The sequence below is a fragment of the Sphingomonas sp. LH128 genome (genome assembly GCF_000293195.2).
Classification (GTDB): domain Bacteria; phylum Pseudomonadota; class Alphaproteobacteria; order Sphingomonadales; family Sphingomonadaceae; genus Novosphingobium; species Novosphingobium resinovorum_A.
In genome coordinates this window covers 1-12143 of record NZ_ALVC01000254.1, presented here as the reverse complement: position 1 = coordinate 12143, position 12143 = coordinate 1, and the positions used below count along the sequence as shown (strand labels likewise).

General features: G+C 67.2%; 11 protein-coding genes. 5 read left to right on the top strand and 6 right to left on the bottom strand.

Going from position 1 to position 12143, the window contains the following annotated elements:
• Positions 1-238: 238 nt before the first annotated feature.
• The gene (locus tag LH128_RS19690; RefSeq protein ID WP_008831438.1) at positions 239-421 is read right to left on the bottom strand and encodes a hypothetical protein; all 183 of its coding nucleotides are present in this window, start codon (positions 419-421) and stop codon (positions 239-241) included.
• A gap of 6 nt (positions 422-427) precedes the next feature.
• On the opposite strand from LH128_RS19690, the gene LH128_RS19685 reads away from it, so the two are divergent.
• From LH128_RS19685 to LH128_RS19675, 3 genes are read left to right on the top strand one after another with little or no spacing between them, the layout of a single operon-like run.
• Positions 428-1720 carry a sensor histidine kinase gene (locus LH128_RS19685; RefSeq protein ID WP_008831437.1) on the top strand — a complete coding sequence of 431 codons (1293 nt, stop codon included), beginning with the start codon at positions 428-430 and terminating at the stop codon, positions 1718-1720.
• Positions 1710-2180, top strand: a complete 471-nt coding sequence (locus tag LH128_RS19680; protein WP_008831436.1) for a response regulator — start codon at positions 1710-1712, stop codon at positions 2178-2180. The genes LH128_RS19685 and LH128_RS19680 overlap by 11 nt, the downstream gene beginning before the upstream one ends.
• A gap of 35 nt (positions 2181-2215) precedes the next feature.
• Positions 2216-3979, top strand: coding sequence for a putative bifunctional diguanylate cyclase/phosphodiesterase (locus LH128_RS19675; protein WP_008831435.1), 1764 nt, complete (start codon positions 2216-2218; stop codon positions 3977-3979).
• A 3-nt stretch (positions 3980-3982) separates the two neighbouring features.
• Here LH128_RS19675 and LH128_RS19670 read toward each other — a convergent pair whose 3' ends face one another.
• From LH128_RS19670 to LH128_RS19655, 4 genes are read right to left on the bottom strand one after another with little or no spacing between them, the layout of a single operon-like run.
• Positions 3983-4312: a type II toxin-antitoxin system RelE/ParE family toxin gene (locus tag LH128_RS19670; protein ID WP_008831434.1), complete on the bottom strand. Its 330-nt coding sequence runs from the start codon at positions 4310-4312 to the stop codon at positions 3983-3985.
• The gene (locus tag LH128_RS19665; RefSeq protein WP_037520419.1) at positions 4309-4542 is read right to left on the bottom strand and encodes a type II toxin-antitoxin system ParD family antitoxin; all 234 of its coding nucleotides are present in this window, start codon (positions 4540-4542) and stop codon (positions 4309-4311) included. Before LH128_RS19665 ends, LH128_RS19670 begins: the two co-directional genes overlap by 4 nt.
• Before the next feature lie 42 nt (positions 4543-4584).
• The gene (locus tag LH128_RS19660) at positions 4585-7149 is read right to left on the bottom strand and encodes an HWE histidine kinase domain-containing protein (RefSeq protein ID WP_008831432.1); all 2565 of its coding nucleotides are present in this window, start codon (positions 7147-7149) and stop codon (positions 4585-4587) included.
• Positions 7142-7735: a biliverdin-producing heme oxygenase gene (locus tag LH128_RS19655; protein ID WP_172705114.1), complete on the bottom strand. Its 594-nt coding sequence runs from the start codon at positions 7733-7735 to the stop codon at positions 7142-7144. Before LH128_RS19655 ends, LH128_RS19660 begins: the two co-directional genes overlap by 8 nt.
• Positions 7736-7999: 264 nt before the next feature.
• On the opposite strand from LH128_RS19655, the gene LH128_RS19650 reads away from it, so the two are divergent.
• Positions 8000-8752 carry a Crp/Fnr family transcriptional regulator gene (locus LH128_RS19650; RefSeq protein WP_008831430.1) on the top strand — a complete coding sequence of 251 codons (753 nt, stop codon included), beginning with the start codon at positions 8000-8002 and terminating at the stop codon, positions 8750-8752.
• Positions 8753-8891: 139 nt separating this feature from the next.
• A complete protein-coding gene (locus tag LH128_RS19645; protein WP_008831429.1) occupies positions 8892-11351 on the top strand; it encodes a PhoX family protein in 2460 nt (819 codons plus the stop codon).
• A 228-nt stretch (positions 11352-11579) separates the two neighbouring features.
• Here the strand turns inward: LH128_RS19645 and LH128_RS19640 are convergent.
• The coding region (locus LH128_RS19640) for a peroxidase family protein (protein WP_008831428.1) at positions 11580-12143 on the bottom strand (564 nt) is incomplete at its 5' end.

Below are 12143 nucleotides of genomic sequence, written 5' to 3'. Positions count from 1 at the left end.
CGCGGGGATGACGAAAGTGCTGCGCGCGGCCCCGAGCGCATGGACAGCGGCCGCTCTCACACAAATTTAACCACTGCAATCGTTGCGACAGGCCGGGTCTAGGGACAGCTCCCTAGGTCTGGCTTCGCAGGTCGATAACCGCCCCGGTGTACCCCTCGTCGGGTACGGGGGCCGCAGCGCGGTTTCCGGCGCTCCACCCGGAGGCCGTGGCTGCAACGAAGTTCAAGCTCGTTCGGCATCACGTCTCCCGCAGGACAGGACACGCGATGCTGGCGACGCCGATGACGACAACCGACATCCACGCGCCGCTGGTCCATGCCCCGATCGCCGCGCTGATCGTCGATGCGGCGGGCGTGGTCGCCTTCGGCAATGCCGCTGCCGCCTCGCTGCTGGCCGAGCCCGATGCCGAGGCGCTGCGCAACAGTTCATGTGGTTCGCCGAAGACGATGCCGAGACGCTGCGGCAGATGTTCGAGGTCTTCTTCAAGGTTTCGATGGAGACGCGCGGCACCTGGTCGCGCCAGATGGTGCTGCACGGCGCCGACGGTTCGCGCCCGACCGTGACGATGACCCTTGCGCCCGTCGCGGGCGAGGAGGGCGACCGCGCGGTCGTCTACTTGCGCAACATGACGCGCGAGATCACCGCCGAGCGCCGCTTCACCCAGATGTTCGAAAGCATGCCGCTGGGCGTGGTGGTGGTGGACGGCAAGGGCCGGATCGCGCAGGCCAACGCCATGCTTGCGGTCCAGTTCGGATGGAAGGTGGAGCAGATGATCGGCCAGCCGATCGACATGCTGCTGCCCGAGCGATACCGCGCAAGGCACGGCGAGCAGATCGCCGGATACGCGGCCGCCCCCAAGTCGCGCCTCATGGGCGGCGATCGCGACGTCACCGCGCTGCACCGCCACGGGCGCGAGTTTCCCGTCGAGATCGCGCTCACCAAATTCGAGAGCAGCGCCCAGCCGCTCTACATGGCGATCGTCAGTGACATCTCGCACCGCAAGCGCTCCGAACGCGCGCTGCAGCAGACCAATGCGCAGCTTGAGGAATTCACCTATGTCGCCAGCCACGACTTGCGCTCGCCGCTGCGGGGTATCGCGGATCTGGTGAGCTGGATCCGCGAGGACCTCGAAGGCACAGAACTGCCCGAGGACGTGGTGCACAACTTCGACCGCATCGCCCAGCGCATCGAGCGTTCGGAGCAGATGATCGACGACCTGCTGGCTTACGCCCGCGCCGGGGTGCGCGATTCCCGCATGCACCGCATCGATCCGCACGAACTGGTCGAGGAAGCGCTGGAACTGACGGCGATTCCCGAGGGGTTCGAGGTCGATGTCGACGTGCAGGGCGGCGACATCGTCGCCCCGCGTGCGCCGCTTTCCACTTCGCTGCGCAACCTGCTGTCCAACGCGGTCAAGCACCACGGCGGCAAGGAAGGCCACATCCGCATCGCCGTGCGCGAGGAGGGGCGCTTCACCGTCTTCACGGTGGAGGACGACGGGCAGGGCATCCCGCCCGGCAACGAGGACCGCATCTTCAAGCTGTTCCACCGCGCCTCGCCGGGGACCGACGGCGACGGGGTGGGGCTCGCCTTCACGCGCCGCATGATCAACGCCCATGGGGGCATGGTGACCGTCCAGGGCCGGGGTCCCCTCGGCGGCGCCAGGTTCGAAGTCCACTGGCCCCGCATACTTCTGCGAGAGAACGAAGATGATGATTGATCTGGTCGCACCCCGATCCGCACCAAAGAAAACTGCCAACTACAACGACGTGACCGTGCTGCTGGTGGATGACGATGACGTCGCGCGCGAAGGCGTGCTGCGCTCATTCCGCAAATACGAGGTGCCTTGCCGCACCGTCACGGCGGGTGACGGCGGGGAAGCGCTGGCGATCCTCACCGGCCGCCATCCGGACAAGCAGATAGAAACGCCGGTGATCGTGCTGCTGGACCTCAACATGCCGGGCATGGACGGTTTCCAGTTCCTCGACGCCCTGCGCGCCGACCCGGACCTGCGCCGCACGGTGGTCTTCGTACTCTCCACTTCGGCCCGCGATCAGGACCGCAGCCGTGCCTACGACGGGCACGTCGCGGGCTACATGGTCAAGTCCGCCGTCGGTCCGCAGTTCGCTCGCCTCGCCGATTTCATCGGCAAGTATGCTCGCACGCAGGAGCTGCCCTGACGGCGGCCCCCCTCACGCAAGGATTCCTTCCTCCCATGGACCACCTGCACAACGGTACTCAGGACATTCACGCGCTGATCGTCGATGACGACGACGTCGACCGGGAGAAATTGCTGCGCCTGCTGCGCCGCGTTCCCCGCAACATCACCGTGGAGCAGGCCGCCTCACAGGCCGAGGCGCTGGACATGATCCGCGATCCGCAGGCGCATTTCGACATCGTCTTTCTCGACTTCGGCCTGAAGGACGGCGACGGGCGCGACCTGCTGCCCGAGATCCGTGCCGAGATCGACCCCGACGTGCCGATCATCGCCGTCACCGGCCATACCGACGAGCAGATCGCGGCGGACTCGATCAAGTCGGGCATGACCGAGTTCCTGTCCAAGCGCTCGCTCTCGCCCGAGCGGGTCGCGGCCTCGGTCGAGGAGGGGATCGCCTGGCGCAAGTACCGGCAGGACATGCGCCGCGCGGAGGAGGAACTGACGCACCGCTCGCTCCACGATCCGCTGACCGACCTGCCCAACCGCACGCTGTTCGCCGACAGGCTCTCGCAGGCCTGCGCGCGGGCGCGGCGCAGCGGCGATCCGTTCGCGGTGATGATGATCGACCTCGACCGCTTCAAGGAGATCAACGACAGCCTCGGCCATGCGGCGGGCGATGCGGTGCTGATCACGCTGGGCCGCCGCATGCGCGAGCACTTGCGCGAGGTGGACACGATCGCGCGGCTGGGCGGGGACGAGTTCGCGGTGCTGCTGCAGAACGTCGACGGCGAGGAGTCCGCGCTGGCCGTCGCCACCAAGCTGACCGAGCTGATCGAGCAGCCGATCGTCCACGACGGGCGGCTGCTCTACGTCGGCGCCTCGATGGGTATTTCGCTGTGCCCGCAGCTCGGCTTCTCGCCCGACGGGCTGACGGAAGCCGCCGACGAGGCGATGTACGAGGCCAAGCGCGGGGCCGAGAAGGCGGTGATCGCACGCGGCGAACAGCGCCGCCCGGTCCGCGCCGACGAGCGCACGCTGCTCCACGACATCGAGGACGCGATGGGCGCGCGGGCGTTCAACTGGCACTGGCAACCCAAGGTGGACATGCGTTCGGGCCAGGTGCTCGGCTTCGAGGCGCTGGTGCGCTGGACGCACCCCGACAACGGCCCGGTGCCCGCCGATGCGCTGATCGAGACGGTGGAGCAGTCGCACTTGCTGGAGGACTTCACGTACCTGACGCTCGACACCGTGCTGGGCCAGTACGCGCGGCTGGAGCCGGGGCTGGACGGTGCGGGCATCTCGATCAACGTCTCGGCGCGGATGCTGGAGCGGCCGGGCTTCGTCGGCCATGTGGTGGAATCCATCCGCAGGCACGGGGTCGATCCCGCGCATGTCGTGCTCGAACTTACCGAGACCGCGCTGATCGCTCACCCCTCGCAGGCCAAGCGGGTGATCGAGCAGTTGCAGGACCACGGCGTTTCGCTCTCGATCGACGATTTCGGCGCGGGGTTCACCTCGTTCGGCTACTTGCGCGAGTTCGCGGTGCGCGAGATCAAGATCGACCGCTCCTACATCGCGCGCTTTACCGAGAGCCGGTTCGACCAGTCGCTGGTGACCTCACTGGTGGTGCTGTGCGACTGCCTCGGCATTCCGCTGGTGGCCGAGGGGGTGGAGAACCCGGAGACGCAGGCGATGCTGGTGGCGATGGGCTGCACTTGCGGCCAGGGCTACGGCATCTGCCGCCCGATGCCTTACGAGGACGTGCGCGGCTGGGTCGACGGCTGGAATGCCACGCATGGGGAGCAGCGGATGCGGGCGTGAGGGCTACTCGTCAGCCTCCGGAGCCAGCTGCTGGGGAATATCTCGCCGGGCATCGAGCACGCGCCAGACGTCGATGTGGTCGGGCTGTTCGATATAGAACACGATCTGCGGGAAGTTCCGCAGGCGGCGATGACGCAGCCCGGGCACGTCGAGTTCATGGGCATAGCGTGGTGAGCCGATGCCCGGGTGCTCGCCGATGGTGCGATAGGCCGCCTGCAGCGCGTCGATGAAATCGAGCACAACCGGGGCCCCCGCATCGCGCATGTAGTGATCGATGGTGTCCCGGACGTCGAGATGAGCCCGTTCGCGCGGGACTACGGGCTTGGCGGTCATTCCGAGTGGCGGACCCGGCTTCTCAAATCCTGAAAGTAGGCATCGTCCGCCGTTGCACCTGGAGCGGATCGGGCACCGTCAAGCAGCAGGTCGCGCAAGGACTGGCGGTCCTGTTCCTTGCGGATCAGGTCACGCACATACTCGCTGCTGCTGTCGTAGCCGCCGCCGGAAACCTGCCGATCGACGAACTGCTTGAGCGGTTCCGTAAGCGAGATGTTCATCGTGGTCATCCCGTAAAATCTACGCCCATGGCAGAGTTTGGCAAGGGGCTCCTACCGCCCCTTGATCACCCGGCCGATCGCCGATCGCACGTCACGTTCGCCGTAGGGTTTGGTCACCACCGGCACGCTCTTGAACGCGCCGGACTGCAGCGAGCGTTCGCCGTAGCCGCTGGCGAAGATGAAGGGGATCGCCCGCGCTTCCAGTTCGTGGGCGACCGCCTCGCTGGTATCCTTGCCGAGGTTCACGTCGAGCATCGCGAAGCTCACGTCGGAGCCTTCGAGAATGCCGAGCGCGGCGTTGACGGAGCCGGCGATGCGGCAGTCGGTGAAGCCGAAGCCGCGCAGCACGTCTTCCGCCTCCATGGCGATGATCACGTTGTCCTCCACGATCAGCGCCGCGCCGGAGCCCAGTTCCTTGGTGAACTCGGCGGGTTGCGGAGGCTCGCTCACCGGCTCGCGCAGGACCGCGCCGGGGGTCTCGAAGCCGGAGATATGGTCGGAGGGGATCAGGAACAGCGCGTGCAACCCGTCCACCGGGTAGATCACCGAGGCCGAGCCGCCCAGTTCGTGCGGAATGGTGCGCTCGATGATGGTCGAGCCGAAGCCGCGCCGGGTGGGTTCCCGGACCGGCGGACCGCCTTCCTCGCGCCAGTCGATCTCCAGTGCGCCGTCGTCGCTGCGGTTCAGCGTCACGGTGACTTGCCCGTGCGAATCCGACAGCGCGCCGTACTTGCACGAATTGGTCATCAGTTCATGGATCACCAGCGCCAGCGTGGTGAAGGCGGCGGGGGCGATCAGCGCGTCCGGCCCGTCGATCACCACCCGGTCCAGCGAGTGGCTGGCATAGGCGTCGGTCTCGGTGCGGATCAGGTCGTAGAGCGAGGAGGGCGACCAGTCCTTGCGCGTCACCTGATCGTGCGCGCGGGCGAGGGCGTGGATGCGGCTGCCGACGATCTCGGCGAATTCGTCGATCGTGCGCGCGCCTTCCTTGCTCTGGGCGACGAGGCCGCGGATCAGGTTGAGGATGTTGCGCACGCGGTGGTTCAGTTCCGCGATCAGCATGTCCTGCTGCTGGCTGGCTTGCTCGCGCTCGACGTTGGCGGCGTCCGACAGGCGCAGCACGACTTCGAGCAGGGTGATGCGCAGCGCTTCGGCGGAGGAGACTTCCTCGTCGGTCCAGGGACGCGAATAGCCGCGCCGCTCCTCGCGCCAGATCTCGAAGCTCTTGCGGGGGGTCAGGCGCGCGCCGTTGGGGCCGAGTTCGATGGCCTTTTCGGGATTGCCCGCCCACTTGACCTCACGCACCGCCTCGCCCCGGAACAGGACGATGTAGTCGCGCGGGGAACGGCTGACCGGCAGGGCCAGCAGGCCCGATGCCTTGTCCGCCCATTCCGCCGCAGGCGGGTAGACTGCGGAAATGTTGTCCGAGGCCCAGACCGTGCTGGCCCCGGCGGTGTTGAGGAACCGCGCGAGGGTGGCGAACTGCGTCTGATCGGGCACCGCGCCGTGGCCGATGAAGCGGCCGTCCACCCAGCCGACGACGCCGTCGAAGGGGATCACCTGCCGGATCGAATCGGTGAAGTCGTCGAAGGCTTCCAGCAGCGATCCGCCGCCGGCGACGCGGGCCATGATCTCGTCGTGGAGGCGCATCGATTCCGCGCGCTTCTCGGTCGAGAAATCGGTCTCCTTCTGCTCCAGCAGGTAAGAGAAGAATTCGCCGAACAGCTCGCTCGCGGTGCGTACCGAATAGGACAGCGTCAGCGGCGAATAGTGGTGGCAGGCCATCAGCCCCCACAGCTTGCCGCGCCGCATGATCGAGACCGACATCGACGCCTTCACGCCCATATTGCGCAAGTATTCGATGTGGATCGGCGACACCGCGCGCAGGCCCGACATCGACAGGTCGAGCGGATCGCCGTTGGGATTGGTCGCGGGGATGATCGGCACCGTCGGGTCGTCGACGTCGCTGATGATGCGCAGCAGGTTGCGGGTGTAGAGCTTGCGCGCCTGCGCCGGAATGTCGGACGAGGGGAAGTGCTGGCCCTTGAAGCTGTCGACCATGCCGTTCAGGCTCTCGGCGATGACTTCGCCCGCGCCGTCTCCCTCGAAGCGGTAGACCATCACCCGGTCGAAGCCGGTGAGGCCGCGCAGATGGCGCGCGGCGCTGGAGCACAATTGCTCGATGGAGGGCGACTGGCGGAGCCGCTCGATCATCGGACGCACGTAAGAGACGAAGTCGCGGCGCTTGCCGCCTTCGTGGGGCTCGATTTCCAATATGAAAGAGCGGCCGGAATTGTGCACGGCGACGTCGAAGACGCGGCCGTCGCCGATCAGGTCCACCTCGAACATGCGCTCGACGGTGCCCGCGCTGCCAAGGATCTGCAGGCGCGTGCGGATGTCGTGCAGGGCTTCCTGCGACAGGAACTCGGTGGCGGAAAGGCCGACGAGATCGCGTGCGTCGCGGCCGAACAGGTCGGTGCAGTTCACCGAGACGTGGTTGATGATCCAGTCGCTGGAGAACGACAGCAGCCAGCCGAAGCTCTGGATGCGGCCGATGATGTGGATCGGCTCGAGGTCGCAGGTGGACAGGTCTACCTGGTGCATCGCGTCAGCCATCGACACGCGCCGCGAGGCCGGCACTGGCGGCGAACGCGCGCGAGAACGTCTCGAACGCGGCGAGGGCGGCGGTGCGCAGCGCCTCCGCCTGATCGGGCGCATATGTGCGGGTCCGCAGGACCGGGACGAGCGCCTTCCACGCGTCGTGGCCGCGCCCGTCGCTCATGTAGGCGGAGCGGAAGCCCTTCGCTTCGCCCCAGTAGCCGCGCTGGCGGATGACCACGAGGCCAAGGCGCGAGCCCGAGACGACATAGGCGATGCCTGCCTCGCCGCCTGCCGCATCGAGCCCGGCAGGCGTCTCGATAGAGGGCACGGCATCGACGCCGAGAGCATCGAGATCGGCGCGCAGCATGGCCGGATAGTCCGGGCATTCGAGGCCGAGTTCGCTCTCCAGAAAGCCCCGGAACGCAGGGAACATCGGCTCCAGCCCGGCGGCGTGCGCGGCAAGGAAGCGCCCGAGCCCGTCGCGGGTCATCAGGTCCAGCGCGCCGAAGGATGCGTCCAGCCGCTCGTGAGAGGGGCCGGTCGCTTCGCGCAGCACGGTCAGCATGTCGGGCATTACGGGCGATCCGAGGGCGTCTTGCATGATTATCCGAATAAGGCCGCGAGGGCCGTTTGCAAGCGGACCGACAAGGCACGCCTGGGTCCGGGAACAGATGATCCCGGATAATGTTCCTGAGTAACACATAGCATCTCTGAAACGGACGGTCTGTTCACTTATGACCGCATCCTGGAACCGTAGGCCCTTGGCTGGGTTGTCGTTTCCGGACGGCGCAGGATTGCGACCCTTTGCGTCGGCCCTTCCGGTCGTCACGCCCATGCGTCACGCCGAGCCGCCCAAGGAGCACAAATGAGCACGATCCCGCAGACAAGCCCGGTTTCCGCCGCCGCGATCGCCGGCAGCGACCTGCTCACGGCGCTGCGGCAGGACGACTTCGCGCTGATCGAGCCTAAGCTGGGCGAGTGCCGGTTGAAGTCGGGCGAAATCATCTACCAGCCCGGCGACAGCGTCGATTACTGCTATTTTCCGACCGGCGGCGCGATGTGTTCCTACTTCGTCGAGATGGAGGACGGCACGGCGGTCGAAACCATCCTCGTGGGCCGCGAAGGGGCGCTGGGCGGGATCGTCAGCCACGGCTCGCTCCCGGCCTATGCGCGGGCAAACGTGCTGCACGACGGGGTGTTCCTGCGCATCGCCTCGCGCGATATCGAGGCGGCCAAGGAGCGCTCGCCCGCGATCGCGCATCTTTTCGCACGCTATGCCGATTGCGTGATGGCGCAGGTGTTCCAGTCGATCGCCTGCAATGCCGTCCACACGATCGAGCAGCGCGCGGCGAAGTGGCTCTCGGCGGCCGTCGACCGGATCGGGCGCAACGACGTGACGATGACGCAGGAGCAGCTCGCCTCGATGATGGGCATCGGCCGCAGCTACGCCAGCCGGGTGCTGCAGCGTTTCAAGCGCGACGGTATGGTGCGCACCCGTCGCGGCGGCATCGAGGTGCTCGACCGCGAAGGGCTGAAGAACCGCGCCTGCGCCTGCAACGACCAGGTCGAAGGGCATTTCCGCCGCGTGCTCGGGGACGTCTATCCCAAGGAGGGTTGAACCCCGTCGCGACGGGCCGTTTCGGGTCATCGTCGCAATACGGTCAGGATAACGCCATCGATATGCCATCGAACTGGCACTTTCACGTCATGAATGACCCCTAGCACTCGCCCTCGCGACCAATAAGGGGGCAATAACCATGACCGAGATGAATCCGGTCACCGCCTATACGGACGGTGACGTCGATACCAATGACACCACGCAGCGCTCGCTGGAGAGCATGGCGGCGGAGCGCTACTCGCGCCGCAACGCCATGTTCCGCGGCGCCGGGGCGACCACGATGGCCTTCATGGGCACCAGCCTGCTCGCCGCCTGCGGTGACGACGGCGAAGGCGGCAGCATCGGCGGCGCCGTCTCCGTCTCGGCGGGCAGCAGCGTCGCCACCAGCGCGGGCCGCGTCGTCACGCTGACCGGCACCGTCTCTGGCAACGGCCAGGATGCGGGCTGGAACCAGCGCACCGGACCCGAAGTCGCGCTGATGGGCAGCGGCGCGACCGTGACCTTCATCGCGCCTGCCGTTGCGGCCGCCACCGATCTCGTCTTCCAGTTCAGCGCCAAGCCGCTGATCGGCGAGGCCGTGACCGCGACCACCACCGTGCGCGTCTCGCCCGCAGTGCTCGGCTTCACCGCCGTCGCCCACTCGCTGAGCGACGTCGCGATGGTTCCGGAAGGCTACTCGGTCACGATCATGACCCGCCTCGGCGACCCGATCGCCGCCGGTGTCTCGGCTTATGCCAACGACGGCAGCGACGCCGACTTCGACAAGCGTATCGGCGACCACCACGACGCGCTGCACTACTTCGGCCTCTCGGCTTCGGGCACGCCTGACCGCAACAGCTCGACGCGCGGCCTGATGGTCCAGAACCACGAGAACATCACCGAGACCTACCTGCACCCGGCCGGTCCCAGCGCCGCGCCGCGCCCGCTGGCCGAAGCGCTCAAGGAGATCGAGTGCCACGGCGTCTCGGTCGTCGAGTATGTCGACGGCGGCAACCGCAAGTGGACCTACAAGCAGGACAGCACCTTCAACCGCCGCATCACCCCCAACACGCCGATGTCGTTCCACGGCCCGGCGGCGGGTTCGGCGTTCCTCGTCACCGCCTACTCGAAGGATGGCACCGCCGGTCGCGGCACCATCAACAACTGCGCCAACGGCGTTACCGGCTGGAAGACCAACCTCACCTGCGAAGAGAACTACGCGGGCTATTTCCGCCGCGATGCGGCTGACGACGCCAAGCGCACCCCGGCCGAACTGGCCTCGCTGCGGCGCAACGGCATCACCAGCCGCTCGGGCAACTACAGCTGGTCGACCGCGTCGAGCACCGACACGCGCTTCACCCGCTGGAACGCGACGATCACCGGGGCCGCCGCAACCGACGACTTCCGCTACGAGCCGAACCAGTACGGCTGGGTGGTCGAGATCGACCCGTACAACCCCACCTCGACCCCGCGCAAGCGCACCGCGCTGGGCCGCTTCGGCCACGAAGGCGCTTTCGTGCGTATCGCCGCCGGGCAGAAGCTGGGCGCCTACATGGGCGACGATTCGCGCGGCGAATACCTCTACAAGTTCGTCTCGAACGAGACCTGGGCCGCTGCCGATGCCGACGCCACCGACCGCCTTGCGGTGGGTGACAAGTACCTCGACGCCGGTACGCTCTACGTCGCCCGCTTCAACGCGGACGGCACCGGCACCTGGCTGCCGCTGGTCTACAGCCCGACCTTCCCGAAGCGTCCGGCAAGCGGCACCTACCCCGAGTACACCTTCACCAGCCAGGCCGACATCTGCGTCAACACCCGCTTCGCCGCCGACGCGGTAGGCGCGACGCCGATGGACCGCCCGGAATGGACCGTGGGCAACCCGGTCACCGGTGAAATCTACCTGACGCTGACCAACTCGAACAATTCGTTCCGCCCGGTCACCGGCACCAACGCTGCCAACCCGCGCTCGTACAACGACCCCAAGGGTCCGTCGAACTCGGCACAGACCGGCAACCCGAACGGCCACATCGTGCGTCTGCGCGAAGACGGCGACACCACCAGCGCCACGACGTTCAAGTGGGACATCTACCTCTTCGGTGCCGACTCCACCGATGCTGACCCCACCAACGTCAACATCTCGGGCCTCACCACCGCGAACGATTTCTCGAGCCCGGACGGCGCGTACTTCTCGCGTTCGACCAACCCCTCGGGCCAGATCAATCCGCTGATGTGGATCGAGACCGACGACGGCGCGCTGACCGACCGCACCAACTGCATGCTGCTCGCCGCGATCCCCGGTCACGTCGGTGACGGCGGCGCCTACACGGTGAACAACGCGGGCAACACGCAGAACACCTTTGTCGGCGCCAAGGCGACCGCGGCCAACCTGCGCCGCTTCCTCGTCGGCCCGGTCGAGTGCGAGATCACCGGCATCGACCAGACGCCGGACGGCCGCACCCTGTTCGTGGGCATCCAGCACCCTGGCGAGGGCGGCTCCTACTCGGCGCCGACCAGCCACTGGCCGTACTCGCAGGACGGCAGCACGCCGGCCGCCAGCGTGCGTCCGCGTTCGGCGCTGATCGCGATCACCAAGAACGACGGTGGCGTGATCGGTCTCTGATCGAAGCTCCCCTCGGGGAGAATGCCCTGAGGGAGAATGCAGGGGAGGGGGCGCCGATGGGCGCCTCCTCCCTTGGCGTTTGTGCGGAATCCTCCCCGTTGCGCAGCAATGGGGAGGGGGACCGCCGCGAAGCGGTGGTGGAGGGGGCGAAGGCGCGCGGGTTCCCCCTCCGTCAGTCGCGGCGCGACTGCCACCTCCCCATCGCTTCGCGACAGGGAGGATTTAGGGTCAGAACCGGTCGGCGTTCATCACTTTCGCCCACGCCGCCACGAAGTCGTCCACGAACTTCTGCTTCGCATCGTCCGAGGCGTAGACCTCCGACACCGCGCGCAGTTCGGAGTTCGACCCGAACGCCAGATCCACCGGGCTCGCGGTCCAGCGCAGCTTGCCGGTCTTGCGGTCCTTGCCGTCATAGAGCCCCGGCGCCGCGCTCTTCGACCAGACCGTGTCCATCGAAAGCAGGTTGACGAAAAAGGCATTGTCGAGACTGCCCGGCGTCGCGGTGAAGACCCCCGCGCTCGACTTGCCGGCATTGGCGCCCAGCGCGCGCATGCCGCCCACCAGCACCGTCATCTCCGGCACCGTCAGGTTCAGGGCGTCGGCCTTGTCGACCAGCGCGGCGGCCGGGTCGAGCCGGTAGTCGGCCGTGTAGAAGTTGCGGAAACCGTCGGCCTTGGGTTCGAGGTACGCGAACGATGCCACGTCGGTCTGGTCCTGCGCCGCATCGACGCGGCCCGGCGCGAAGGGCACCTTCACCGGATAGCCCGCCTTGCTGGCCGCCTGTTCGACACC